The 25,354-nt window shown below is 60.8% G+C and carries 20 protein-coding genes; 1 reads left to right on the top strand and 19 read right to left on the bottom strand.

Annotated features, from left to right (window positions below; genetic code table 11):
- Positions 1-23 precede the first annotated feature (23 nt).
- From H6650_06020 to H6650_06040, 5 genes are all read right to left on the bottom strand, one after another.
- The gene (locus H6650_06020) at positions 24-866 is read right to left on the bottom strand and encodes a glycoside hydrolase family 16 protein (protein MCB8951554.1); all 843 of its coding nucleotides are present in this window, start codon (positions 864-866) and stop codon (positions 24-26) included.
- A gap of 303 nt (positions 867-1,169) precedes the next feature.
- Complete coding sequence (locus H6650_06025) at positions 1,170-5,579, bottom strand: family 16 glycosylhydrolase (GenBank protein MCB8951555.1); 4,410 nt, start codon at positions 5,577-5,579, stop codon at positions 1,170-1,172.
- A 63-nt stretch (positions 5,580-5,642) separates the two neighbouring features.
- Positions 5,643-6,722 carry a carbohydrate ABC transporter permease gene (locus H6650_06030; protein ID MCB8951556.1) on the bottom strand — a complete coding sequence of 360 codons (1,080 nt, stop codon included), beginning with the start codon at positions 6,720-6,722 and terminating at the stop codon, positions 5,643-5,645.
- A 106-nt stretch (positions 6,723-6,828) separates the two neighbouring features.
- On the bottom strand, positions 6,829-7,815 hold the full coding sequence (locus H6650_06035) for a sugar ABC transporter permease (GenBank protein ID MCB8951557.1): 987 nt from the start codon (positions 7,813-7,815) through the stop codon (positions 6,829-6,831).
- 176 nt (positions 7,816-7,991) lie between these two features.
- Positions 7,992-9,488 carry an extracellular solute-binding protein gene (locus H6650_06040; protein ID MCB8951558.1) on the bottom strand — a complete coding sequence of 499 codons (1,497 nt, stop codon included), beginning with the start codon at positions 9,486-9,488 and terminating at the stop codon, positions 7,992-7,994.
- Between the two features lie 303 nt (positions 9,489-9,791).
- Between H6650_06040 and H6650_06045 the strand changes: the two genes are divergently transcribed.
- Positions 9,792-10,814: a LacI family DNA-binding transcriptional regulator gene (locus tag H6650_06045; protein MCB8951559.1), complete on the top strand. Its 1,023-nt coding sequence runs from the start codon at positions 9,792-9,794 to the stop codon at positions 10,812-10,814.
- 337 nt (positions 10,815-11,151) lie between these two features.
- On the opposite strand, the gene H6650_06050 is transcribed toward H6650_06045, so the two are convergent.
- From H6650_06050 to H6650_06115, 14 genes are all read right to left on the bottom strand, one after another.
- Positions 11,152-12,360, bottom strand: a complete 1,209-nt coding sequence (locus H6650_06050) for an acetyl-CoA C-acetyltransferase (protein ID MCB8951560.1) — start codon at positions 12,358-12,360, stop codon at positions 11,152-11,154.
- 46 nt (positions 12,361-12,406) lie between these two features.
- Positions 12,407-13,549 (bottom strand): acyl-CoA dehydrogenase family protein, encoded by a 1,143-nt coding sequence (locus tag H6650_06055; GenBank protein ID MCB8951561.1) that lies wholly within the window; start codon positions 13,547-13,549, stop codon positions 12,407-12,409.
- An 84-nt stretch (positions 13,550-13,633) separates the two neighbouring features.
- Entirely contained in the window at positions 13,634-14,422 is a 789-nt protein-coding gene (locus H6650_06060; GenBank protein ID MCB8951562.1) for a tetratricopeptide repeat protein, read from the bottom strand.
- A gap of 41 nt (positions 14,423-14,463) precedes the next feature.
- Positions 14,464-15,006, bottom strand: coding sequence for a tetratricopeptide repeat protein (locus H6650_06065; GenBank protein MCB8951563.1), 543 nt, complete (start codon positions 15,004-15,006; stop codon positions 14,464-14,466).
- On the bottom strand, positions 14,991-15,287 hold the full coding sequence (locus tag H6650_06070; GenBank protein MCB8951564.1) for a hypothetical protein: 297 nt from the start codon (positions 15,285-15,287) through the stop codon (positions 14,991-14,993). Before H6650_06070 ends, H6650_06065 begins: the two co-directional genes overlap by 16 nt.
- A 240-nt stretch (positions 15,288-15,527) precedes the next feature.
- The gene (locus H6650_06075) at positions 15,528-17,702 is read right to left on the bottom strand and encodes a molybdopterin-dependent oxidoreductase (protein ID MCB8951565.1); all 2,175 of its coding nucleotides are present in this window, start codon (positions 17,700-17,702) and stop codon (positions 15,528-15,530) included.
- A gap of 265 nt (positions 17,703-17,967) precedes the next feature.
- A complete protein-coding gene (locus H6650_06080; GenBank protein ID MCB8951566.1) occupies positions 17,968-20,109 on the bottom strand; it encodes an FG-GAP repeat protein in 2,142 nt (713 codons plus the stop codon).
- Positions 20,110-20,145: 36 nt separating this feature from the next.
- Positions 20,146-21,318: an acyl-CoA dehydrogenase family protein gene (locus tag H6650_06085; GenBank protein ID MCB8951567.1), complete on the bottom strand. Its 1,173-nt coding sequence runs from the start codon at positions 21,316-21,318 to the stop codon at positions 20,146-20,148.
- Positions 21,319-21,330: 12 nt separating this feature from the next.
- Complete coding sequence (locus H6650_06090; GenBank protein MCB8951568.1) at positions 21,331-21,840, bottom strand: MogA/MoaB family molybdenum cofactor biosynthesis protein; 510 nt, start codon at positions 21,838-21,840, stop codon at positions 21,331-21,333.
- Positions 21,837-23,630, bottom strand: a complete 1,794-nt coding sequence (locus tag H6650_06095) for a putative DNA binding domain-containing protein (GenBank protein MCB8951569.1) — start codon at positions 23,628-23,630, stop codon at positions 21,837-21,839. Before H6650_06095 ends, H6650_06090 begins: the two co-directional genes overlap by 4 nt.
- Positions 23,631-23,743: 113 nt before the next feature.
- Complete coding sequence (locus tag H6650_06100; protein MCB8951570.1) at positions 23,744-24,103, bottom strand: response regulator; 360 nt, start codon at positions 24,101-24,103, stop codon at positions 23,744-23,746.
- 88 nt (positions 24,104-24,191) lie between these two features.
- Complete coding sequence (locus H6650_06105; GenBank protein MCB8951571.1) at positions 24,192-24,401, bottom strand: hypothetical protein; 210 nt, start codon at positions 24,399-24,401, stop codon at positions 24,192-24,194.
- Positions 24,401-24,967: a hypothetical protein gene (locus tag H6650_06110; protein MCB8951572.1), complete on the bottom strand. Its 567-nt coding sequence runs from the start codon at positions 24,965-24,967 to the stop codon at positions 24,401-24,403. The genes H6650_06105 and H6650_06110 overlap by 1 nt, the downstream gene beginning before the upstream one ends.
- 57 nt (positions 24,968-25,024) lie before the next feature.
- Positions 25,025-25,333, bottom strand: a complete 309-nt coding sequence (locus H6650_06115; protein ID MCB8951573.1) for a hypothetical protein — start codon at positions 25,331-25,333, stop codon at positions 25,025-25,027.
- Positions 25,334-25,354 lie beyond the last annotated feature (21 nt).

Here is a 25,354-nt window from a genome sequence, read left to right on the forward strand (position 1 = left end):
GGCCGCCTGATGAGTTGGCCGGACTACGGACGTTCGTACACGCGCACGTAATCGACCGTCATGCGCTGTGGGAAAACCGTTGTGTCGTCGGGATAACCCGGCCAACGTCCCCCCACGGCCACGTTCAGGATAATGAAGAAGGGATGATCGTAGACCCAATCGCCGGGCACGTCATCCGGAGTGACGGTGTTGTATAGCGTATCATCCATGTACCAGCGGATAGCTTGCGGCTCCCATTCCACGGCAAAAACGTGGAAATCATCGGCAAAGGGCGCGCCGCCGGGTATGGCATAGGGCTTGCCGATGCCATTGGCCCCGGAGTAACCCGGCCCATGTACCGTGCCGTGGATCAGGTTGGGTTCGCGCCCAATGTTTTCCATGATGTCAATTTCGCCGCAGAAAGGCCAGCTAACCTTCCCGAAGTCGTTGCCCAGCATCCAGAACGCAGGCCAGATTCCTTGCCCCCGTGGAATCTGGATGCGCGCCTCAATACGGCCATACTGCTGTTCCATGGTCCCTTTCGTGATGAGCCGCGCCGAGGTATAGAGCTTGCCCCCCTTGTTTTGCTCTAATGCCTGTATCACCAGATTGCCATTTTCGATAAAGGCATTGTCCGGCGAGTCGGTGTAATACTGCGCTTCCCCGTTGCCCCAGCCGTTGCCCCCGATTTCATGTATCCAGGTGTTGCTGTCTAGCGCCGGCCCGTCAAACTCGTCGTGCCACGTCAACGTCCAGCCTTCCAGATAGCCAACCGGCGTGGCCGTGGGATCGGGCGTGGGCGTGGGGCCAAAGAGGGAACCACCCGCGCAGCCGCCAAGAAGGAGCAGGCAGGCCAGGGTTGCCAGAAAGAGGGGTGGGTGTTTCATATCGGTTACTGTTGTGCCTTTGTGGATGCGTCACACGTTCATGCAGGAGGCGCACCACAACAGAAGCCCGATTTTCCAAATCGGGCAGGCGATTTAGAAAATCGCCCTACAAAAGTAGTCCGAACATCTTGTTCGGACAGTCACACCAGATGCACGACCATCCTGTTTTCACAGAAGCCCGATTTTCCAAATCGGGCGGGCGATTTAGAAAATCGCCCTACATTCAACTACCAACCACCAACCACACCGCGGCAGCCGCGACTTCGCGTAAGCGAGCGCCGCGGCTGCCGTTGATCCATTCCGCTATGGCTTGAAGATGACGGAGTAGTAGGAGATGAAGAGGTCGGCCAGTTTCACCTGATCCAGATAGATGGTGCCGCTGCTGCCATTGGGCATCTCGAATCCGTAGCCCCAAACGTCGGTCAGCGTGAGGCCGTCATCGGGGGCGCCATCCGGTTGGTCGGCGGCGCGCACGAAGCGATGGAAGGGCAGCGTGACCTTCCGCCAGCCGCTGACGTCATCGACGAAGGAGGCGGTGAAGCGCTCGGATGTGTTTTCGGCCTGGTAGACGCGCACGTAATCGACCAGCATGGTTTGCGGGAAGACGAGGTTCGGGTCAATGCTGCCGCCGAAGTTGCCGCCAATCGCCAGGTTTAGCAAGAGGAAGAAGGGGTGGTTGTAGACCCATTGATTGGGGGCCACGTCGCTTGGGGTGGCGTTGTGGTAGTTGATGCCGTCTACGTACCAGTGGATTTCATCCGCTCCCCATTCGATGGCGAAGGTGTGGTAGTCATTCGCCACGGGTTCGCCGAAGTCATAGGTGTTGCCGAAGGCGCTGCCGCCGGAGTAGCCGGGGCCATGGATCGTGCCGAAGATTTCCGTGGGGATACGGCTGACGTATTCCATGATGTCGATTTCGCCCGATTGCGGCCAGCCCACTTCGTCCAGGTCCGTGCCCAGCATCCAGAAGGCGGGCCAGAGGCCGTCGCCGCCATCGGGGACCTGGATGCGCGCTTCGATGCGCCCGTACTCATATTCCATGCGGTCCCAGGAGATGAGGCGGGCGGAGGTGTATTCGCAGGGGCCGTACCAGCAGGCCAGGTCGCTGGTGTTGGTGTTGACTTGTTGCATGGTGAGGGCGAGGTTGCCGCTGCCGTCGAGGGCGGCGTTGTCGGCGCTGTCGGTGTAGTATTCCGATTCGCTGTTGCCCCAGCCGGGGATGCCGTTGAGGGTTCCGTCGCCGATTTCGTAGCGCCAGATGTTGGGGTTGGGTTTTGTGCCGGCATTTCCGTCAAACTCATCCTGCCACACCATCACCCAATCCGCCGGATCAACATCCGCCGTCGTCGCCGACTGATTATCCAGCAAGTTCACGCTGACCGACTCCCCGCTGCCGCTGCCATAGAACCAGAAACTGAGGCCATCGTAGCCGCTCCAGTCTTGTCCCTGGACAAAAGGTTGCGTGAAGGAGACCGGGGTGTCGCCGGTGTCATACGTCACCGCCAGCACCCGTTCATACGTATCCTGACCGGGTCGCGCCATGGCGTCACCGCTCATCACCTCCGTGATCGTGAAGGCCACGTCGCCATCGCTCTCCAGGAAGGAGTGATACCCCTCGAAGTCGTGCAGCAGCGCCGGATCGGCCTCCTCGTTGTCCTCAATGGTGAGAACGGCGCGGTACTGGAAGCCGAGCGTGGCATTTGTCGGGTCGGAGAGAACCAGCATCAGGTTCTCGTCCCCTTCGTATTTGCCATCGTCCAGCGTGGCGACGGTGAAGGTGGCCGTGGTTTCTCCGGCGGGGATGGTGACGATGCCGGCAGCGGGCGTGTAATCGCGGTCCGGCGTGGCGTATCCTTCGGCGCTGCGGTAAGCGACGGAGACGGGAGACTCGGCGCTCATGTTCAGCGTGACGGTGACGACGGCCGTTTCTCCTTCGGCGGCGGAGAAGGTCCCGCCGGCGAAGCTAACGGTCAGGTCCGCCGCGTCGCCGGTGTTGCCGTAGATGGCGAACTGGTCCAGGTAGTTGGTCTGCGCGCCCATGGGCACGGAGCCAAACGCGCCAAAGGCGTAGCCATGCACTTCGGTGAGGGTGAAGCCGTCGTTGGGCGCACCGTTGCCGATGTCCTTGCGGTTGAAGTTGCTGAAGGGGATGGCGAAGAAGCGCCAGCCGCTGAAGTCGTCGGGGATGTCTACGCTGAAGCGTTCGGCGTCATCGCCGGTGGAGCCGGGATTGCGGTTGTCGAGGATGTCCAGGAAGAGTGTGCCGCCAGTGTTGTTGCCATAGAGCCAGAAGCAGACGCCTTCGTAGTCGCTCCAATCTTGTGGCGTCCAGGTGTCCGTGGCCTCGTTGGCGAAGGCGTGCACAAAGCCGGCCCACTCGCCTGTGTTGACGGTGGTGTCGATTTGCAGCACGGTGTTGGGCGTGTCCTGTCCGGGCACGGGTTCGGGGGGGCTGTCGGTGATGGTTTGGGTGAGGGTGATGCCGGCACTGGCCGCGGGCGCGTTGAAGGTGAACCAGCCAATGGAAGCCGAGCCATCCATCCCCGCGGGCAACGTCGTCAACTCGTAGTCATCAACCGTCGTCACGCGCACCACCAGCGCGAACTGATCGATGTAGTTGGCCTGCGCGCCCATGGGCACGGAGCCAAACGCGCCAAAAGCGTAGCCGTGCATCTCGGTGAGGGTGAGGCCGTCGTTGGGCGCGCCGTTGCCGATGTCCTTGCGGTTGAAGTCGCCGAAGGGGATTTCAAAGTAGCGCCAGCCGCTGAAGTCATCGGGGATGTCCACGCTGAAGCGTTCCGCGTCGTCGGAGGTGGAACCGGGGTTGCGGTTGTCGAGGATGTCCAGGAACAGCGTGCCGCCGGTGTTGTTGCCGTAGAGCCAGAAAGCGACGCCTTCGTAGCCGCTCCAATCTTGCGGGGTCCAGGTATCGGCGGCGTCGTTGGCGAAGGCGTGGACGAAGCCCGCCCATTCGCCGGTGTCGATTTCCGTGTTCATTTGCAGCACGGTGTTCGGCCATTCGGTGTCGGGAATGGGGGCGGGAATGCCGTCCGTGAGGACTTGCGTAAGGGTGATGCCGGCAGCCGCCGTGGGCGCGTTGAAGGTGAACCAGCCAATGGACACGGAACCGTCCATGCCGCTGACCAGTTCCGTCAATTCGTAATCGTCCACGATGTCCAGTTTGGCCGTGGTGGGGCTGGGCTGCTCGTCGTCCACGATAGTCAGGGTGGCCGCGCTGGGCGACCCCAGGGTGACGCTGAGGGGATCGCTCAGGGTGAGCAGCACCGTTTCCGCGCCTTCCAGCGCGCCATCGTCAATCGTGTCTACCGTGAAGCTCTGTGTGAGGGTGTTGGCGGGGAAAATGAGCGTGCCGGCAGTGGCGGTGTAGTCCGCGCCGGCTGTGGCCGATCCGTCGGCGGTGGCGTAGCTGACGCTGACGGGGTAGGTGGCCGTCATGTTCAGGGTGGCGATGATGGTGGCCGTGCCGGCTTCGTCCACGCTGTAGGTGGGGCTGTTGAATTGCACGGTGAGGGGGAGCGTGCCGGCATCGCCGTAAACGCTCACATTGTCCAGGTAGAACGAACTTGCGCCGCCGGGCAGCGGGAATACCCACCCCCACATCGTCGTCAGGTTCAGAATGCCATCGTCGGGATACGGTTGGAAGTCCGTGGCAAAATTGAACATATCGAAGTCAACCGCCACTACCTGCCAGCCGGTGAAGTCATCGGTGAAGTTGTAGTCCCAGCGTTCGGCGTGGTCCGCGTCGCTGCCGCCGTCAAACACCTCCACCTGATAGGAGAGGCCGGAGTTCAGGCCGTAGAACCAGAAACTGAGGCCGTCGTAGTTGGTCCAATCCTGGGAAACCGCGCCAAAGTCCGCGCCAAAACCGGCATAGTCGCCGATGGTGAAGGTTGTGGAGAGCAGTTCGTTATAGCCAACCTGGCCCGGTAGCGCGATGGGGCTGGTGTCGGAGATGAGTTCCGTGAATGTGGTGATGCCGCTGCCGCCGCCGTTGTAGACAAACCAGCCTTGTGGCGGGCCACCTTCAAAATCGGCCAACGAAATCAAATTGGTGACGGCGACGTTGTCCAGGTAGAACGCGGACGCGCCGATGGGCAGGGGGAATACCCAGCCCCACATTGTGGTCAGGTTGAGGATGCCATCGTCAGGGTAGGGCTGGAAGTCCGTGGCGAAATTGAAGGCGGAAAACGGGATGATGATTTGCCGCCAGCCGGTGAAGTCGTCGGTGAAGTTGTAATCCCAGCGTTCGGCGTGGTCGGCGTCGCTGCCCCCGTCGAACACTTCGGCCTGGTAGGAGAGGCCGCTGTTCTGGCCGTAGAACCAGAATGTGAAGGCGTCGTAGCTGGCCCAGTTTTGGGAGACCGCGCCGAAGTTGTCGCCAAAGCCGGCATAATCGCCAACGGTAAAGGTGGTGGAGAGCAGTTCGTTGTCACCAACCTGACCGGGAAGAGCGGCGGCATCGGCGTCGGAAATGATTTCCGTGAAGGCGGTGAGGTTGCTACCGCCGCCATTGTAGACAAACCAACCCGCCGGGACGCCACCTTCGAAGTCGGCCAACATGGGGAAGTCGGCCAGCGGCGTGGCGGGGACGGCCACTTCCGCGCGCGCGTCCGTGGGGCGCAGCATAATCAGGGTGGTGAGCAAGGCTGCCGCGGCCAATGTGATCACCAGCAATATCTGTTTGAGTTTCATGAGGTGCTTGCCTTTTGTGGGCCAAAAACCCGGTTTCTGGAAGAAACCGGGTTTTTCGAGTGGTTATTTGGAGCCGGTGACGACGATGCCCTGGATGAAGACGCGTTGGGCGAGGAAGAAGATGGTCAGCGGCAGGATCATGGTGATGATGGAGGCGGCCAGGATGAGTTGGGGTTCGGAGGAGTAGAGGCCGTTGAAGGTGGTGAGGCCGACGGTGATGGGGTTGATGTCCGGGTTGCCGGCCAGATAGATGAGGGGGCCGAAGAAGTCGTTCCAGGCAAAGAAGAAATGGAAGAGGGAGACGGCGACTAATGCCGGCACTGCCTGCGGCAAAATCACGGAGAAGAACGTGCGCAGTGGTCCGGCCCCGTCGATCTTGGCCGCTTCTTCCATGTTCTGCGGAATCGTCATGAAGTATTGCCGCAGCAAAAAGACGTTGTAGGCGTTGGCGAAAAATTGGGGCACGATTAAGGGTAGCCAGGTTCCGCCCCAACCAATGGAGATGAAGAAGGCGTAGGTGGGAACCAGCGTCACCGCCGGAGGGAGGACGATGGTGGCGATGAGGATGATGAACAGGACGTTTTTGTAGGGGAAGTTGAAACGGGAGAAGCCGTAGGCGACGAAGGCGGATGAGCCGACGGCGCCGATCATGGTGACGACGGCGTACATGAGCGTGAAGGCCAGCAGACGCACGAAGTCAATGGTGTTCCAGGCTTTGGGGTAGTTCTCCCATTGGATACTTAGCTCGCGCACGGGTTCTAATGTTCGCCAGCGTCCTTCCCATTCGATGATGCCGGCATCAGGGTTCTTCGGATCGATAAAGCCACTGGACTCGCGCCCCTTGTCCACCAAAGCCCACTCCTGGATGCCGTCCTCCGTGGGCACTTGCAGCACATCATACGTCTGCCCTTCGTACGCATACTTCACCGTTTCCGAAGGCAAAATGGGGGCAGTTGAATCCGAAACCTGTTGTTTGCTCTTCACGGAAGTGACCGCCCCATAGGCCAGGGGCATCAAATAAATCGATAAGAGCATCAAGGCAAACAACGTGATTGCGGCCTTCGTCAGGATATTACGCCGGCGTTTGGCGATCATTCTTTGGGTAGCGGCTTCAGAAAGGGGTCCAGATACGGTTGTGGCCATGACATACCTCCGTTGCGTTGTTCAATAGGCGTTACTGGCGGCAAGACCTGACGGACCTCACGGATCTATCGGGTCTCACCTGGACAACATGGCTCCCCATGCTGGCTTAATCTCTCCCTGTGGGGTAGTAGACCCAATATCGGGACGTGCCAAAGATGATCAGGGTGAAGGCCAGGGCAATGAAGAACATGAACCAGGCCAACGTGGCCCCGTAACCCATGTTGGCGAAAGAAAACGCCTGCTTGTAGAAGTAAACCATGTAGAAACGGGTGGCATTTTCCGGGTAGCCGTTGCCGCCATTGAGGACGAATGGAACCAGGAAGTATTGCAGCAAACCCACCACGCCCAACACCAGGTTGTAAAAAATCACCGGGGAGATCATTGGTAACGTGATGTTGAACAACCGACGGAAGTAGCCGGCGCCGTCAATTTCTGACGCTTCGTAAAGCTCCGTGGGAACCCCCTGGAGACTGGCCAGGCTGGTGAGGATGGCATTGCCCAGGCCCCAAAGGCCGATGAAGGCAAAGGCGAAGTACACCAGTCGCGGATTATCCAGCCAGCGCAGGCCGTCCAACCCCACGGCCTTCACGGTTCCAAAGGACAGCCACTCGATCATGCGATTCAGCCATCCTGTTTGCGGATTAAGCACTTGCTGCCAGATGAGGACGCCGGCAATTGCCGGCACCATCGTGGGCGCATAGAAAAGCGTGCGGAAGATATTTGTGCCCCACAAGTTCTTGGAGTTGAGCAGCAAGGCCAACCCAATCGGCAGGATGATGCCGATGGGCAAGGCAATGAGGGCGTAGATGAAGGTGACGCCTAATGACTGCCACACGACCGGATCGTCGAGAAGCATACGCCGCCAGTTTGCCAGGCCAACAAACCGCGCCTCATCTGGCGCGGCAAGTTGGAAGTCCAGGGTGGAGAAATAGAAAGATGCCACCATGGGCACGAGAAAGAAGATGAGAAAACCGATTATCCAGGGCGAAATGAAGGCGTAACCCAGTCTCGCTTCATATCGCTGCAAGGGAGTCAGTTTTTTCCGCCTGGTGCGGATTTTGGATTGGGCACTGATTTCCTCAAAGAATCCCATGACGTTCCTCCTGGTTGCGCAAGCGGGATAGATTGCTTTTTGGGATTGTCTGGCGGACAAAACAAGGAAGGTTTTTGGTCAAGGTGGGTCAGTTTAGCCATCATACCCATCTTGAATCAGGAACGAAGCTTCGTGGTGGAACTTCGTTCCTGATTATTTGCCGCTAGAATGAAGAGCTATTTGGCGGCGTCGTAGATGGCTTGCAGGTCTTTCACCAGGGTGTCGATTTCCGCGTCAAGGTCGAGGCCCGGATTCTGGTCCATCAATTGGCTCAACTGCGCGTACCGGTCGCTGGCTTCGAGGAAGCTGGGCAGACCTTCTTCGTGGCTGGGGTTGTCCGGGTAGGAAAGGCTGGCGCGAACGACGTCCCAATTGATGTCCGCGCCGGAGGTGGCGCCAAAGGATTTCGTGCGCAGATCATCGAAGTAGGAGTCTTGCAGGCTCAGGCGTGCCGGCATTCCACCATAGATCGCCGCCAGTTCACCCGCCTTCTCGCCCAACAGGTAGGTCAATACCTCGAACGCTTCTTGCGGGTGCTGGCTCGTCTTCATGATGCCGAACGTATCCGCGTGCAGTTTCGCCGTGGTCACGCCATTGTAGGAAGGCACGGCAGCCGCGTCCCATTGTGATTCCAATGCGCCAACGCAGCAGGCGGCGTACCAGAGATGCACATTGGCCATGGCCAGGTTGCCGGATTCAAACCAGTTGCCGGCGGACAGAATGTCACTGTTGCCATAGACGCCGTTGGGATACCAGCCTTCCTCCCACATACCGGTGTAGTACCAGTGCATCGCCTCGCGCCAGTTGTCCGGGAACTGCGCATTACCGCTGGCGTCAACCAGGCTGCCCGGACCAAACAGGGTGGCAATGGCGCGCATGTCCCCCCACATATTGCCGTAACCGAACTGAACGATGTTTTCAATGTCAAAGTCGGGGCTGGTGGCGTCGTTACCGTTGGCGTCCACGGTCAAGAGCATGGCCAGCTCGCGCACGGTTTCGGTGTTCCAATCCATCTCGTTGCCGTCCGCATCCACGTAAGGCACACCGTATTCCTGCGGCGGGTAGGGCAGACCGGCTTCATCAAACAGGTCTCGGTTGAAGAAGGTGAACGAAGGGAAAACGGCGAAGGGGATGCCCAACTGCTCGCCCTCAAAGACGTAGAAATCGACCAGCGCGGGGTCAAAGTCGCTCAAGTCGTAGTTGTTGGCCGCGATCAGCGGGTTCATGTCCATCCAGGCGCCGGGGAAGGAGGCGCGCCCCCGAATGCCCATGGGGCCGACGATGTCCGGCGCGTTACCGGCGGCAATCTGGGTGTTCAACACGTCATAGGCGGAAGCATTGTCCACGATTTCCAACTTCAGGACGATTTTGTCCTGCGATGCATTGTAGGCGGCTACTACGTCTTCTTGCGCCTGAATCGTGGCTTCGTCGGTCCCCGCGCCCAGGCCCACATACCAGCGGATTTCGATGGCGTCACCGGTGGTGGTCTCTTCCATGGGGGCTTCCGTGGGTTCTTCGGCGGGCGCTTCCGTGGCCGCGGCTGTTTCCGTGTCCGCATTGGTTGCGGCGGATGATGAATCGCCGGCTGGCTCCGTGCCGCCGCCGCAGGCGGCGAGCATCATACTGGCGATCAGTAACAGGCTAAAGATGAATATCAAACGGGATTTCTTCATCAGGATTCTCCTCTCTTTTGCGTACATGAGCGATTGAAGGGTTGGTTTTGTGGGGGAATGGGGTTCTTTCTGGGGATGCGTCACCTCCGCTAATCAATTGAGATGGGGATCGGACGTTTCGTTTGAAAGCGATTTCTCCTTTGCGGGTTTATTTGCCGCGCTCTGTGAAAACGCTTTCAAGAAGGTTAACATCTTATTATTAAATTGTCAATGATTTGAAGAGATTTTGGGGGTAAATGCCGGCATCAATGCTCTCTTGCCCGAAAGCGATTTCACTGTACAATTGCCCAAAGGAGTAAACATATGCCCTCTCCCGACAACAAGGTCACCATTTTAGATATTGCCGAAAGAGCGAATGTATCCCCCAGCACCGTTTCCCGCGTCCTCAGAAACTCCGCCGGCGTGGCCCAGGAAAAACGAGACGCCGTCTATCAGGCAGTGTCGGATCTCGATTATCGACCCAACATCTTCGCCCAAAGCCTTGCCAGCGGCCAATCCATGACGATTGGCGTCCTCACGCAGAATTTTGGCAGCCCATTTTACGATGGCATCTTGCAGGGTATCTTGCAGGGGATGGAGGATACGGATTACTGGCCCATTTTCGCCGATGGCCGCTGGCAGCCGGCGATTGAACAACAGGCGCTGGAGCTGCTCCTGGCTCGTCGCGTTGATGGCCTTATCCTGGTGGGCGGCCAATTAAGTGAGCCGATACTGCAAAGGATCGCGGCGGAAACCCCCCTCGTCGTGGTGGCGCGCCAGTTGAAGTCCATGCCCGACCGCTGCATCTATGTAGACAACTTCACCGCGGCATACCAGACAACACGCTTCCTGCTGGACATGGGGCACCGTGAAATCGCCCACATCACCGCGCCCGTCGTCTATCATCAATCCGTGGATGACATCGCCCGGCGACTTGAGGGGTATCAGCAGGCATTGCGAGATGCCGGCATGGAACCCGACCCGCGCCTGCTGGTGGAAGGAAATTTGCAGCAACAATCCGGTGTGCTGGCCGTGGAGATGCTGTTATCGCGGGGATGCCCGTTCAGCGCCATTTTCGCGGCCAACGACCAGATGGCCTTTGGCGCGCGCCTGGCGCTGTACCGGCGGGCGATTCGCGTGCCTGAAGATGTCTCCCTGGTGGGCTTCGACGATGAATCGTCGGCGGCCTACATGGTTCCCCCCTTGACCACGACGCGCCAGCCGGCGGCGGAAATGGGGGAGGCCGCCGCGCGGGCCATTCTTGCACTGATCAACGACAAAAAACCAGATCTGCCCGTCTTCCAGGCGGAGATGGTGGTGCGAGAGTCAGCGGTGCGCCGCCGCTAAGTAACCGCCCGAAAACAACTTCACACTTTTTACGGGCGGTTACTGACAAGCTGCCCGCACATTTCCGCTAATTTAATTGCGGGCAGCCACTAAGGGTTCGCGCAAACCTTCCCGGAAGCTCCGTGTCGGGCTAAAAGCATCTCAAAATGCATTGCATTTCGGTAACTACTAAGCCAGATTGGACCAATTTGCTCTGGTGAAAATCGCCATTGAACGCGTGAAATTGGTCCAATCTCCAGAGAGCGTTAGTAGTTACGCATTTCGCATGAAAACGGCTTCCGGGAAGCTGCCGACGAGTCGTTACCAGATAAGTCAGCCACCCGCCTTCCGGTTTGTTTTAGACGCGCTCAATGATCGTGGCGATGCCCATGCCGCCGCCGGCGCAGAGGGTGATCAGCGCCGTGTTCAGGTCGCGCCGCTCCAGTTCGTCCAGCGCCGTGCCCAGCAGGATCGCGCCGGTGGCCCCCAGGGGATGCCCCAGAGCAATAGCGCCGCCGTTGACGTTGATGCGTTCGGTGTTGTCCAGGCCCATCTCTTTCATAAATTTGAGGACGACGGCGGCGAAGGCTTCGTTGATTTCGATCAGGTCAATGTCGGAGAGGGACATGCCGGCATTCCTTAAAGCCTTGCGCGTCGCCGGAGCTGGACCCGTGAGCATAATCGTCGGTTCATCCCCTACCAGCGCCGCCGCCCGAATCCGCGCCCGCGGGCGCAATCCCAACGCCGCTCCCTTCGCCTTTGCCCCTACCAGCACCAGCGCCGCCCCATCCACAATCCCCGACGAATTCCCCGCCGTGTGTACGTGCTCAATGTGGTCGATCTGCGTGTACTTGCGCAGCGCAATGGCGTCAAAACGGGCCAACCCCATCCTCTCGAAAGCGGGACGCAGCATTGCCAGCCCCTCCCGCGTCGTCTCCGGGCGCATGTGTTCATCGTAATCCAGCAGCACATTCCCGGCATCGTCGCGCACGGGCACAATGGCGCGGAAATGCCCGTTTGCCCGCGCAAAAGCCGCCCGCTGTTGCGAATCAAAAGCGAAGTTGTCCACGTCGGCGCGGCTGAATCCCTCCAGCGAGGCGATCAAGTCGGCGCTGATGCCCTGCGGCACAAAGCCAATCGTCTCGCTCACGTTGGGGTCGTCCATGATCGCCCCGCCATCCGACCCCATGGGCAGCCGTGACATGGATTCCACGCCCCCCGCCACCACCAACTGCTCCCATCCAGAGCGCACCTTCATGGCCGCCAGGTTCACCGCTTCCAGGCCGGAAGCGCAAAAACGGTTGAGCTGCATCCCCGGCGTGTCCAGATTCCAGCCTGCGTACAGCGGCGCCGTGCGGGCAATGTCTCCCCCCTGCTCGCCAATGGGTGTTACGCAGCCCAAAACCACGTCGTCCACTTGCGACGTGTCCAACTGCTGCCGCTGCTGTAAGGCCTGAAAGAGGCCCGTGAGCAGGCGAATGGGCGTCACGTCGTGCAGCGCCCCGTTCGCTTTCCCCCGTCCACGCGGCGTCCGTACTGCGTCAAAAACATAAGCGTCAATCGTCATTTTCTTTTCCCTCGCAAGAAGCATCCGGCCTGTCGCCCTCTCGCTTTCAAACGCCGAGCGCGCGTCCGATTACTTCTTTCATGATTTCGTTTGTGCCGCCATAGATGCGTTGGGCGCGGCAGTCGCGGAAGGCGCGGGCAATGGGGTACTCTAGCATGTAGCCGTAGCCGCCGTGGAGTTGCAGGCATTGGTCGGTGACGCGCCACTGCATGTCGGTGGTCCAGTATTTGGCCATGGCGGCTTTTTCGGCGGTTAGTGTGCCGGCATTATGCGCCTCAATGCAATGATCAATGAACACGCGCCCGATCTCCACCTCCGTGTGCATTTCCGCCAGCGCGAAGCGGCTGTTTTGGAACTTGCCAATCGGTTGCCCAAAAGCGGTGCGCTCCTGGCAGTATTGTAGCGTCCACGCCAGCGCCGCCTCCGCCGAAGCCACCGCGGTAAGGGCAATCGTCAGGCGTTCGCGGGGCAGGCCCTGCATCAGGTAGTAGAAACCGTGACCCTCCTGACCCAGCAGATTTTCCCGCGGCACGCGCACGTTGTGGAAGAAAAGCTCGGCGGTGTCCTGGGCATGGATGCCAATTTTGTCCAGATTGCGCCCGCGCTCGAAGCCTTCCATGCCTCTTTCCACGACCAGCAGCGACACGCCGCGACTGCCGGCATTTACGTCCGTCTTCGCCACCACCACCACCAGGTCGCTGAGGATGCCATTGGAGATAAACGTCTTCTGCCCGTTTAGCACATAGTGGTCCCCCTGGCGCACCGCCGTCGTCTGCACGCCCGCCAGGTCGCTGCCCGTGTTCGGCTCCGTCATCGCCACCGCCCCGATCATCTCCCCCGCTGCCAGGCGCGGCAGCCAGCGCTGTTTCTGTTCCTCCGACCCGTGCCGGATGATGTACGGCGTGACCATGTCGGTGTGGATGGCAAAGCCCGGTCCGGTGGCATTCACGCGGGCCAGCTCCTCGATGATGATGGCGCTGTAACGGAAGTCGTTGACGCCCATGCCGGCATACGCCTCCGGCACATCCATGCACAAAAAGCCCAATTCGCCCGCCTGCCGCCACAATTCGCGGGGGACAATCCCCTCCGCCTCCCACTGCTCATGGTGCGGCGCAATTTCCCGTTCCACAAAGCGGCGCACGGCGTCCTGAAACATGCGGTGTTCACCGGTTAGAAGGTCTGGTTTCATGCGATCATGCTCCTTCACCATCCTGGAAGTTCGCGGCTCCCAGGAAGGTTTTTCGGGTATTGTACCCCGCAACCCCGCTGCGCCCTATGGAATTTGGTCACCAACCGTCGCCACTGGCGGCAAATCTGCCAACCACTGCGTCATCTCTTGCAAACTGATCAGGCGGCGGCGGTGTAAAATCGCCACACTTTCCGCCCCCAGTTGGTGCGCCTCCGCCAATCGCTCCTGTGCGTGGGCGATGCGCGCCAGGAAATACAGCGCCTTTGCCTCATATTCTTGTGCGGTCGCGTCGCGCGCCAGCGTCAGCGCCACCGACGCAAACGTCGCTGCCTGCTCCCATTGTTGTGTTCTCATGTGCAGTTCGCTCAACGTCAGCAGAATGTTGCTTTTTTGCCACCGGTTCCCCAGCAATTCCACCCTGGTGAGTGCCTCGCGGCCATACGCTTCCGCCGCCGCGTAATCGGCGCGGTTGGTGGCCACGGATGCCAGTTGCCCCAACAGATGACAGATGAGTTCCTGATGCCCTACCTCTCGCGCCAGAGCTAATCCCTCGCGCAAATAGGCATCTGCTTCCGTAAACGCCTGCTGCCTGACTGCCAGCGCGCCCAGATTAACGAGTAGGCTACTGATGCGCTCGCGGTGGCCGATTTCGCGGGCGATTTCCAACCCTTCCTCATAGCAGCTTTGCGCCTGGTGCGCCGCTCCGTGCTTGGCCATAATGGCCCCCAGGTTGAGCAAGAGCGTGGCGATCAGTTCCCGATATTGCAGCGCCCGCGCCAGTTGCAGCGACTCCGCATACGCTGCTTCCGCTTGATCAAACAGGCCGCGCCGTGCGGTTAGTACCTCAACAATGTGATTTTGAGGAGTTCGCATCCTCAGATGCGAACAGGCGGCATCTGAGGATGCCGCACTCCTCACCCCTCATTTTTAGGTTGTCGAGGTACTAGCGTCCCCAGGTTGCGCAGCAGGTCGGCGATCTGCTCCTGATTAGCGGCGGCGCGTGCCAGCGTCATTGCTTGATGGTAATGCGTTTCCGCGTCGGCGTAGGCGCTGCGTTTGGCGGCCACCATGCCCAATCCCTGCAAAAAGCGGCTTTCTTTTTGCGCGTCACTTAGTTGGCGTGCCAGGGCCACGCCCTCGCCCAATGTGCTTGCCGCTACGTCATATTGCCCCTGATTGATGGCCAGGTTGCCGGCAAGCAGGAGCAAGTCGCAGGCCAGCGACTTGCGCGATTTGGCGCGCGCCAGCGTCAGGGCTTCGCGGATGCAGGTTTCCGCTGTTTCGTAATCACCCATTTTCGCAGCAGTTTCGCCCAGGTTGCGCTGTAATTCCGCCCGCGCGCCATCATCGACGACGACGGCGAGGGCCTGTTCCAGGTATGTTCGGGCGGTGGTGTACGCGCCGTGGCGGTTGAGATAGGAGAAGATGGTGTTGACGCCGCTTACGAACAAGGCCATTGGGCGTGAGCGCGGGCGCTGTCCAGCGCAGCCAGGATGTTGCTGGCCTCACCATTCATGATGCTGGCGTCGTGTGCGTTGGCCTGTGCGTAGGGGATGAAATAAGCAGCCAGGCGTTTTTGCGCCGTGGCATCTATTTGCTGCAAACGGGCATAGTCGGCTACCGTCTGATGCAGACAGAAACGTCCTCCTCCGGTGTCTTCCAGGAGGCCAAAATCGATCAGCGTGGCAAAGGTGTTGTCGGTGGTATTGTTGACGGCGCAGGCTGCATTCCGGGACAACGGCATAAATGCTGGCGCGGCTTACGTGTTTGATTTCTGGGCCGGCTCCCTGTCTGGGACGACGCCACCTTGGTGCTGGAGCCGGGAAAGGGTTGAAGGCCACCGGCGCTTCCGCCTCCAGGCGCATCCTGGCTTGGGGGCGGAATCAGGCGCCAGTCGATTGCTTTTTCGTAACGACGAACGCTTTCTGGAGTTGGGACCAATTTCCCCAGAGAAAATTGGTCCCATCTGGCTTAGCCGTTACGCTTTTTCTACACGCACGCGCACGTTGCTGAAGGCGGCGTTGCCGGTGAGGGGGTCGATGGTGTGGTCGTCGGTGAGGTCGTTGATGGAAATGCCGGCATTCTCCCGCGCCACCGCCAGCAAAATCCCCGACCGATCATGCCCCCACCCATGCGGCAAACTGACCACCCCCGCCATCACCTCGTCGCTCACCGCCACCTGCGCCCGCACCTGCCCCACCCGCGAGCAAACCAGCGCCATATCCCCCGTTTGCAGCCCCCGCACCGCCGCGTCCTCCGGATGCAGCAGCAGCGTACACCGTTCTTTCCCCTTCACCAGTCGGTGGCTGTTGTGCATCCACGAGTTGTTGCTCCGCAACTGCCGCCGCCCGATCAAGGCCAGGTCAAAGGTGTGTTCCCTGCCGGCATTTCCGCCGAAGAAGTGCGCCGCCAGCCGCGCCATGTCCGCAACAAATAGCTCCGGAGCCAGTTCGATCCGGTGCGTGGGGGTGTAGAGTCGTGCCGGCATACACGACCGCAGCGCCCCTAAATCCACCCCATGCGGCTGCCGCTTCAACTTCGCCAGATTCAGCCCATCCGCCCGCCCCCGTCGCCCGCCCCACGACCCATACGGCCCATACCGCAGCCCCAGGTCCAGGATCGTCTCCGGTCGCCGCTGGAACACGTCCCCCTTGTCCCGGCGCGGCGGTTCGCCTTCCCCCGCCTCCAGATGCGCCCGCAGCGCCTGGAAAATCTGCCAGTCGTGCCGCATGTCCGGCTCCGGCGCAAACAGCGCGGGGGAATACTTGGCCGTGTTCTGCACCGCCAGCACGTGGAAAGCGAGATCGTAATGGGATGTTTCCAACCCCGTCGTCGGCGGCAAAATGATGTGCGCGTGCCGCGTGGTTTCGTTCACGTAAATGTCAATCGCCACCATGAAATCAAGCTGCGCCAGGGCGTCATCAAGCTGACGTCCATGGGGCGTGGAGAGAACGGGATTGCCGGCACTCGTCACCAACGCCCGAATCCGTTCCTCGCCCGGCGTCAAGATTTCCTCCGCCAGCGCAGCCACGGGCAGTTCCCCGCCGAATTCCGGCAGCCCGCGCACGCGGCTGCGCCAGCGCCCATAGCCGCCCGTGCGCCCCGTCGCGCCCACGATGCTCACCACGTCAATGGCCGGATGGGTGAACATGGCCCCGCCGGCGCGGTCAAAATTACCGCTGACGATGTTCAGCAGGTTGATCAGCCAGTGGCAAAGGCCGCCAAACGCCTGTGTGGATGTGCCGATGCGCCCATAGCAGACGGCGCGCGTGGCGGCGCAAAATTCCCGCGCCAGGCGACAAATGTCCGCCGCCGCCATGCCCACGGCATCCGCCACGCGCGCCGGCGTGAAGGCGGCCACCGCTTCTTGCGCCTGCGCCAGATGGTCGCTGTACGCCTGCCACCCATTGGTCCGCGCCAGGCCCTCGGCAAAGATAACGTGCAGCATGGCCGCCAGCAGCAGCGCGTCGCTGCCCGGCCGCGCGAAGAAATGTTCGTCGGCGCGCGCGGCGGTTTCGCTGCGGCGCGGGTCAATGACCACGATTTTGCCGCCGCGCTGTTGAATGCGCCGCAGGCGGTCGGCAATGCCCGCCGCCGTCATCATGCTGCCGTTGGAGACGAGGGGGTTCGCGCCCAGGATGAGCATGTAGTCGGTGCGATCCACGTCGGGGACGGGAACGAGGTATTGGTGGCCGAACATGAGGTAGGCGGCTAGATGGTGTGGCAGTTGGTCCACGGAGGTGGCGGAAAAACGGTTGCGCGTGCGCAGGGCGCGAATGAAAGGCGCGGCGTAGAGCAGCGTGCCCATGTTGTGTACGGAGGGATTGCCCTGATAGATGCCCACGGCGTTGCGCCCGTGCGCCGCCTGCACGGCGCGCAGGCGGGCGGCCACTTCCGCGAAGGCTTCCTCCCAGCCGATCCGCTGCCAGCCGGCGGCGGTGCGCCGCACGGGAAATTTGAGGCGGTCGGGATCGTGGTAGATGTCTTGCAGGGCCACGGCCTTGGGGCAGATGTGCCCGCGGCTGAACGGGTCCTCTTTGTCCCCTTCAATGGCGATGATTTGCCGGTCGCGCATGGAAATGCGCAGGCCGCACATCGCTTCGCACAGGTTGCAGGTGCGGAAGTGAACGTGGTCGGGCTGGGGCTTGCTCATGGGCCGTTCTCCTTCGTATAGTAAGACGAGTGGTGGGCAAAACGCGGATAAGGCCAATCCAGAAAAATATCGATCCAGAAAAGGCACGATTTTCGGGATTGGCTGGAGGCTTTTTCGGTACGGAATAGGATCCTTCAAATTCCGAAAAAGCCCAAAACATCTCTGTTAGCCCTTGCGGGGCTGATCTTGGCGAAGTCCCTGTGGCCTTCGGCGAGCACAGGCAGATAAAACAGGAATCCGCGCAGTCTGGCGATGCTGATTGTTCTCATCCATCCTGGGGCGTTCCGCGCAGGGGGAACGCTTCGGGACTGGCTTCGACGTTGACGGTGACTTCGCAGTTGGGCAGGGCGGTATCGTAATCGGCGCCGCCATCGAAGTAATCGTCCTCGCTGCCGCAGTTGGCGCTGTCATTTCCCGGACCACCGATGATCAGGTCGTCCCCGGCGCCACCCCAGAAGGTGTCATCACCGTCCAGCCCCGTGAGTTGGTCGTTGCCGTTTTCGCCCAGTATCTGGTCGCTGCCGGCATTTCCGCTGATCTGATCATCCCCCGTTCCCCCACAAATCACATCGTCCCCGTCCCCGCCCAGAATCGTATCATCCCCACCCCGCGCAAAAATCACGTCATTCCCCGCCGTGCCCACCAGTTGGTCCGCCCCCTCCGTGCCCAGAATCGTCGGCGTGAGACCGGCGCAGGCCGGCGCGACGATGGTCATGGCGATGCCGGCATTATTGCCCAAATCGGCATCCAACACGTCGCTGACAATCGTGGCCGTATTCGTGATCGTCCCATCCGTATCCGGTATCACGGAAATGTACAACGAGAAAGCGGTATTTGCCGCCAGTCCGGGGAAAAGGCAGGTGACGGCGTGCGCCTGGGGATCGTAACTGCATTCGGCGACGTTGCTGCCGGCATACGTCACATCTGGCGACAACCGATCCACAATCGCCACGTTGGGCGCGGGGCCGGGGCCACCGTTCGCCATTATCAGTTCATACGTCAGCGGCATGCCCGTTTGTGGCTGCGGCGTGTTCGCCTGCATCGTCAGGGACACGTCGGCCAGGCTGCCAAAGACGACGTAAGTTTCGCCCGCGTTGAACTTGTCGTGTGGGTCGGCGCGGAAAGCGCCAAAAATGAGGTCGGGGATGCCGTCGTTGGTCAGGTCGCCGTTGGCGACGCCAATGCCGAAGTAGTCGGCGGGATCAATGCCGTTGAAATAGAAGTTGGCAATGTCTCCCACATGGTAGTAGCCGGCGTCCAGCGGTCCGTAGACGATGAAGGCGCGCCCCGCTTCCATGCGCCCGTCGGGGTCGGAGGTGGTGGCGCCGATCATCAGGTCATCGTAGCCATCCAGGTTGAGGTCGCCGCTGCGCGCGCCCACGCCCAGGTGGTCTTCCTGGCCCAGGCCGCTGATGGTGATGTCCGCGTCGCTGTTTAGGTCCCAAGTGCCGGCAGAACGTGGCCCAAACAACACGTACAACTCCCCCGCATTCAGCACGCCGCTCCCCTCCGCCGCCCACGCGCCCACCAGCAAATCAAGGTGTCCGTCGTGGTTGATGTCCCCCGTGTCCACGCCATACCCGGAGAGATCGCCCCGCCGCTTTCCCTTAATGAGCAAGTCCGCTTGCGCCAGTTCCACCGTCATGCCCGCGCCAAACGGCCCGAAAACGACGTAAGTTTCGCCGGCATCCTCGCGCCCGTCCGGGTCCGCCTGCCGCGCGCCCACGGTCAAATCCTCGTAGCCGTCCCCGTTCACGTCCCCGCCGGCCACGCCCACGCCCGTTTCATCAAACGGATCAATGCCGTTGAAGGTCACGTCGCGGATGTCGTTCAATTCATAGACGCCCGGCGCGAATGGGCCAAAAATGATGTACGCCTCGCCCGCGTTTTCCCGTCCATCCGGGTCGGCGCGCCGCGCGCCAATCGTCAGGTCATTGATGCCGTCCGCGTTAAAATCCCCCACAGCCACGCCAATGCCCGAATGGTCGCCGGCATCAATCCCATGAATGGTCACGTCCGCGTCCGTACTCAGTTCCAGAGACCCTGCCGCCAGCGGACCAAACAAGATGTATGTCTCGCCGGCATCCTCGCGCCCGTCCGGGTCCGCCTGCCGCGCCCCAATCACCAGGTCGGGCAGCCCGTCCATGTTCAGGTCGCCTACGTCCTGCCGAATGCCGGAAAGGTCTACGGCATGAACGCCGTTGATGGTCAGGTTGCGCGCCTGGTCAATCTCGCGCACCACCACGGGGTTGGCGGCCGGTGGCGGCGCGGCCTGTGCGCTCCACCGCAGCGCCCACAAGCTAAGGCTCGTGAGCAGCAGGGTGAGGGTGGTTAGATTTAATAGCCGCCGGGTGCGGGCGGGGGAACAGGGGAGCAGGGGAGCGCGTTCATGGCTGTCAGCGGACAAGGCTTCCTCCGTTGGTTGGTGGGGTGATGATCCCAATTACACAAAGGCGCTGATGCCCGTCATTTCGCGCCCGACTATCAAGAGGTTGATTTCGTTGGTCCCTTCGTAGGTGTAGATGGCTTCCGCGTCGAGCATGAGGCGGGCGATGTGGTTTTCAATCAGGATGCCATTGCCGCCCAAGATTTCTCTGGCCAGGCTGGCGACGCGGCGTGCTTTGCCGGCATTATTGTACTTTCCGAGGGAGACCATGCCGTTGGTGGCCTGGCCGGCGGCCATCAATTGCGCCAGGCGGAAACAGAAGAGCTGCATTTGCGTCACGTCGGCGGCCATATCCACCAGTTTTTGCTGCACAAGCTGGAAGCCGGCAATGGGGCGGCCAAACTGTTCCCGCTCCCGCGCATAGGCCAGGGCATATTCCAGGCAGGCAGCGGCAATGCCCGCTGCTTCCCAGCAGATGGTGTAGCGGGTGTAGCTGAGGACGCGAGCCACGTCGCGGAAGCTGCGCGCGCCGGCCAGCCGATTGGCGGCGGGAATGCGCGCCTCCGTTAGTTCAATGTCCGCGTTGAGGACGGCGCGCTTGCCAATTTTGCCGCCGATGTTGCTGATGCGCACGCCCGGATTCGCCCCCGGCTCTTCGATGACGAACCCGCCCATCTGCCCCGCTTCGTCTTTGGCCCAAATGATGAGGTAGTCGGCGATGGCCGCGTTGCCGATCCACCGTTTTTGGCCGTTGAGGATGTAGCTGTCGCCATCGCGGCGGGCGGTGGTGAGGACGTTGGCGGCGTCGGAGCCGCGCGCCGGTTCGGTGAGGCCAAATGCGCCGATTTTGCGCAGGTCGGCCATGTCGGGCAGCCAGCGCGCTTTCTGCGCTTCGGAGCCGAGCATGCCGATGCTGCCCATGGCCAGGCCGGAGTGGACGCCGTAAAACGTGCCGATGGAGCCGTCGCCGCGCCCCAGTTCGTAGCGAACCAGTCCCGCGGCCAATGGGTCTAGCCCGGCGCAACCGTAGCCGCGCAGCATAGTGCCCATGATGGGCAGTTCGCGCAGGCCAAAGGCGATGTCGCGGGGGAATTCGGCGCGTTCCCAGTATGGGTTGATGTGGGGCAGCACCCGGTCGCTAACGTAGCGGCGCACAAGCTGGCGCAGGTGGCGCTGTTCGTCGTTGAGCAGGTCGTCCAGGCGGAGAAAGTCAAAGGGGGTGACGGCCATTGCAGAAGGAGACTAAACAATACGGTGCTGCTGTTCGGCGGCGGGCGCGTCGGTGAGGAGGTCGAGGGCGTGGGGGAGGACGGGGAGGAGGATGTCCAGGCTTTCTTTGACGGCTTTGGGGCTGCCGGGGAGGTTGATGATCAGGGTGTTGTGGGAAATGCCGGCAATTCCCCGTGACAACATCGCGTGCGCCGTAATCTTCAAGCTCTCCGCCCGCAGCGCCTCGGCAATGCCCGGTGCTTCCCGTTCAATGACGCGGCGGGTGGCTTCCGGCGTGACGTCACGCGGGGCAAAGCCCGTGCCGCCGGTGGTCAGGATCAGGTTGAGGCCGGCACGGCACCAGCGGCGCAGCGCGTCGCTGATGCTGTCCTGGTCGTCGGGGACGATGGCTGTTTCGCTGATGGTCCAGGGGGTGCGTTGGGCGAGAATGCCGGCAATCACCGGTCCACTACGATCCTCATATTCCCCCCGCGCGCCGCGATCGCTGACCGTCAAAATCCCCACCCGTCGTTCCGTGCTCATTTTTGCAGCATTCCACTGTGCTCAATCAAATCCAGCCATTCATCATTGAGGCCGCTATCCGTTACCCCATAAAAGACGCGCAGAGTGTCCCCATCGCGCAGCGCCAGGTCATACCAGACGTACTCATCCTTGCGCCGCGTGTTCAGGACCGCCATGTTTCGGTACCATTGAATCTTCGCGGGGTCTGGCTTGTGCGTTTCCGCCTGGATAATGGCGTAGTGCCACAGCTTGCGCGCCGAGGATTTGGTCACGTTCTTGATCAGGTTGTTGTTCCGCAGGTCGCGCACGGTGTGGTAGATGCTGTCTTTGCGCTGCTGGCTTTCCACAATTTCCACGCCGGTGCGCGGCGGAGCGATCTCGGTTGCGGGGGCGGTGCGCCCGGCGGCGGGGGGAGGAGGTGTTTCCGGGTGGGCGGTGGGTGTACGCTCGAGGGATTCGGCTTTTTCTGCCGGCATTTGCGGCAACCTGCCCAATCCTCTTTCCGCCAGCCGCACTATCTCATCCCGCACCGCCAGCGTTGTATCCGCTTCGTCGCGCACAAAAAACTTGTTTTCGTCCAGCGCGTAAGGCGTCTCTTCGCCGGCGCGTATCGTGATGCGTACCACGTGCCGCCCCTTGGACATCAATTCGTCCATGGACAGATCGGGTTCAGGGCTGAAGCGGCTGGAAACCTTTGTTTGTAGTCGCTCAATGGCCCGATGCACGTCATTGACGCCTACGGGCGCTTCCTTCGGATTGTCCGAGACGCCCACGTAAATGGTGCCGCCGTTGGTGTTCGCCATGGCGCAAATGTCCTGCAAAATACGATCCTGATGCCCGCCCCGCTGCAATAGGCTCGTATGGAATGCCTGTACAATGGAGGGGCCTTCCTCACGCGCCAACTGCACAAAATCCAGCGGTTCCGCCCGTCCGCGGAAGGGGCGTGTCAGCGAGAGGTCATTCCCCTTTAGCACGGCGGCCAGCGCCTCAAAGCTGACTGCGTCCAACAACACTTCCGTGATGCGTTCGCCCACGCCCAGCGATTTGGGCTGCTTGGGGTCGCGCACGAGGCGGTGGGCATCGGAGCCTTGGATGCAGCGCATGGGGCGCGGATACTCCGGTTTGGAACCATCGAAGAAGCGGCGCGTGGTGTAACGGCCTCGCTTTTCCAGGTCGGTGACTTCCAGCGTGTGTAAATGGGGGTCCTGCGTGTAGGCGATGCGCGTTTGGCCGCCGAAATCGAGGCCACGCATAGCCACGCCGTTGCCGGAATTGGCGTGCGCGGCGATGACGATGCCGCCGGCTTGATCGATGACGCGGTATGCGGTGAGAACGTCGCTGGTGGCTCCGGCGGTGGTTTTCCCTTTGCCCAATACCTGCGGGGACACGTTCAGGGTGAGCAGCAGGTGTTCCAGGAAGCTCATGGGCGTGTCCTGCGGAAAAATGCCCAGAATGTGGAAGCCAAACATGGCCGTGAACTCGAATCCCGGCAAGACCAGGATTTTGTTTAGCAGCCGACGATACTCTTCCAGCCGCCGTTTTTCGTCCGATTCAATGCGCCCCAGTTCTTCCAGCCATAACAATTGCTCAATTTCCTTGCGCATGGCCGTGAAGCCGGCCACGCTGTTGTGGTCGGTGAAGGCGATGATGTCCAGGCCGCGTAGTTCCGCCTGACGTAGAATGTCCAGATAGCTAATGTGAGGCTCTTGATAATCCTCGGAGCCTGGGGTGTGTAGATGTAAGTCAATGCGCCGCCATTGGCGGGCTGTATTTTTGGGTTTGGGCTTGTTTCGGCCCGATTTACTTGCCATTAGAGTGATGCCTGTGGTCGGTAATGTGTAGTGGTTTCATTTTCAACGATGCAACGCACCTACAAAATGCGTTTTTTGGGCGGCAAGCCGCCTGATGGATTGCGCGCGGAGGGTTAAAGTCGTGTTTTGAGGTCCGCGAGCAGTTCACGGAAGGGGAAGGGTTTTAGGAAGAAACGATCCGCGCCCGCTTGCAGCGCGGTTTCGGCGCGGCGGGCATCGCCGGAGGTGATGATGATGGGGATGTCTTTGCGTGTGGAGGTTTGTCCAGTACGAATTTCCTGCAACAATTCCAGGCCGGTGTCGTTGCCGGCAAGATGGTAATCAATCACGAAGGCGTCTACCTGGCCCGTGATGCAGGCCCGCGCGCTTTCCTTATTTGTCGCGCAGGTAACGGAGAAGCTATCCATTTCCAGCAATACGCGCAGTAATTGGATACTGCTAAGGTTGTCATCTACCAGAATAATATGCGGCATACTACTTGAAATTATCCGGGTTTGACGTATTTTGCCGTGGGTGGCGGTTCGGAGAAGTGGGTTTCGTTTGGAATAGGGCGCGCCCGGCTTATTTTTTGCCTTCTCCGAGGGAGGCGATGCCGCGTACCGCGCCGATGGTGGCGACGGCTACTTTGATGGCATCCTTGGTGTCAATTCGGGGCGGACCGCCGCCGTTTTCCTCGGCGGTGCGGATGAGAAGGTAGGTGGTCGCCAGGCCGATGAAGGCACCGGCAAGCGCACCAATAATGAGAAATTTCTGTTTCCAGTTATTATCCATCAGGTGTCCTGCGTGTGGTTAGGTGTCGTTGTTTGCTGTTCCGTTGGTGGTGTGGCTTTGGGTTGGACGAGGCGGGCGGCGGTGGTTGTCAGGCGGGTGATGGTGGCGTTGCCGGCAGTGACCGCTTGCGCGATGCGTGGGGCGAATTCGTTGACTTTGGCGTCAATCTGATGCAGGAAGCCATCCAATCGCCAGAAAAGGTGTTGCAGACGGCGCAGCGGGGCGTGACCCTGGCGGCGGGAGTAGAAAATGCCGGCAATAAACGCGATTGGTAGCAGCGGACAAAGCAGCGCCCACGGCAGCGCCATCAGGATGAAAATCGTATCCGCCAGCCCGGAGGCCAGTCCCCGCGCTCCTGCCGTGTCCGCGCCCGTGAAGCTCTGCGGCAAAACGGCGGCCCAGAAGAGCCAGCCCAGCAGGCCGAGGACGATCAACACGCCCAGTCCCAACGGGCCGTAGACAAAAAGCGCGTTAAAGCGGCGCAGCGCTTTCTCTCGATTGCGCTGCGCCTGGCTGGGTGCCCATTCTACGGGTGGCGTTTCTGGCAGTGTCTCCGTTGCTTCCATCTTGGTAATTATTTTACCACATCCTGGCGTGAAACGTAACGAATACGCTCTTTGTCGTCATGGGCAGGGAGCGCCGTCATCGCATTGGCAATAGTCGGCGCTGGTTCCCTGCCCTTCCCACATCAGATAGGTGACGGAGGTATGCCGGCATGTCCCGGTTCCCGCCACGTCGCGTGCCCATTCCAAACCAAGACCATTCAGTTTTTCTTCCTGCACGAGAAAGATGCGCAGGTGCGCCCCATCCTGCGCGCCCAGGCGAACCTGGCCGCCGCGGGCAATGTTCACGGCCAGCAGCGGCAAGGACATGAGGAACAGCCAGAACAGGATGAGGAGGAGGCAGCCGGTGCGGCGCAGCCACTGTTTCATAGGCGCTTTAGGCAGGCGGGT

The organism is Ardenticatenales bacterium (assembly GCA_020634515.1).
In the GTDB taxonomy this organism is placed as follows: Bacteria; Chloroflexota; Anaerolineae; order Promineifilales; family Promineifilaceae; genus JAGVTM01.

Excerpts from the sequence above, each read along its gene's own strand:
- H6650_06030 (MCB8951556.1), bottom strand. The coding sequence starts at position 6,722 with ATGGCCACAACCGTATCTGGACCCCTTTCTGAAGCCGCTACCCAAAGA.
- H6650_06045 (MCB8951559.1), top strand. The coding sequence starts at position 9,792 with ATGCCCTCTCCCGACAACAAGGTCACCATTTTAGATATTGCCGAAAGA.
- H6650_06085 (MCB8951567.1), bottom strand. The coding sequence starts at position 21,318 with ATGGCCGTCACCCCCTTTGACTTTCTCCGCCTGGACGACCTGCTCAAC.
- H6650_06020 (MCB8951554.1), bottom strand. The coding sequence starts at position 866 with ATGAAACACCCACCCCTCTTTCTGGCAACCCTGGCCTGCCTGCTCCTT.
- H6650_06035 (MCB8951557.1), bottom strand. The coding sequence starts at position 7,815 with ATGGGATTCTTTGAGGAAATCAGTGCCCAATCCAAAATCCGCACCAGG.
- H6650_06115 (MCB8951573.1), bottom strand. The coding sequence starts at position 25,333 with ATGAAACAGTGGCTGCGCCGCACCGGCTGCCTCCTCCTCATCCTGTTC.
- H6650_06105 (MCB8951571.1), bottom strand. The coding sequence starts at position 24,401 with ATGGATAATAACTGGAAACAGAAATTTCTCATTATTGGTGCGCTTGCC.
- H6650_06060 (MCB8951562.1), bottom strand. The coding sequence starts at position 14,422 with ATGCGAACTCCTCAAAATCACATTGTTGAGGTACTAACCGCACGGCGC.
- H6650_06075 (MCB8951565.1), bottom strand. The coding sequence starts at position 17,702 with ATGAGCAAGCCCCAGCCCGACCACGTTCACTTCCGCACCTGCAACCTG.
- H6650_06110 (MCB8951572.1), bottom strand. The coding sequence starts at position 24,967 with ATGGAAGCAACGGAGACACTGCCAGAAACGCCACCCGTAGAATGGGCA.
- H6650_06100 (MCB8951570.1), bottom strand. The coding sequence starts at position 24,103 with ATGCCGCATATTATTCTGGTAGATGACAACCTTAGCAGTATCCAATTA.
- H6650_06050 (MCB8951560.1), bottom strand. The coding sequence starts at position 12,360 with ATGACGATTGACGCTTATGTTTTTGACGCAGTACGGACGCCGCGTGGA.
- H6650_06095 (MCB8951569.1), bottom strand. The coding sequence starts at position 23,630 with ATGGCAAGTAAATCGGGCCGAAACAAGCCCAAACCCAAAAATACAGCC.
- H6650_06040 (MCB8951558.1), bottom strand. The coding sequence starts at position 9,488 with ATGAAGAAATCCCGTTTGATATTCATCTTTAGCCTGTTACTGATCGCC.
- H6650_06065 (MCB8951563.1), bottom strand. The coding sequence starts at position 15,006 with ATGGCCTTGTTCGTAAGCGGCGTCAACACCATCTTCTCCTATCTCAAC.
- H6650_06025 (MCB8951555.1), bottom strand. The coding sequence starts at position 5,579 with ATGAAACTCAAACAGATATTGCTGGTGATCACATTGGCCGCGGCAGCC.
- H6650_06055 (MCB8951561.1), bottom strand. The coding sequence starts at position 13,549 with ATGAAACCAGACCTTCTAACCGGTGAACACCGCATGTTTCAGGACGCC.
- H6650_06090 (MCB8951568.1), bottom strand. The coding sequence starts at position 21,840 with ATGAGCACGGAACGACGGGTGGGGATTTTGACGGTCAGCGATCGCGGC.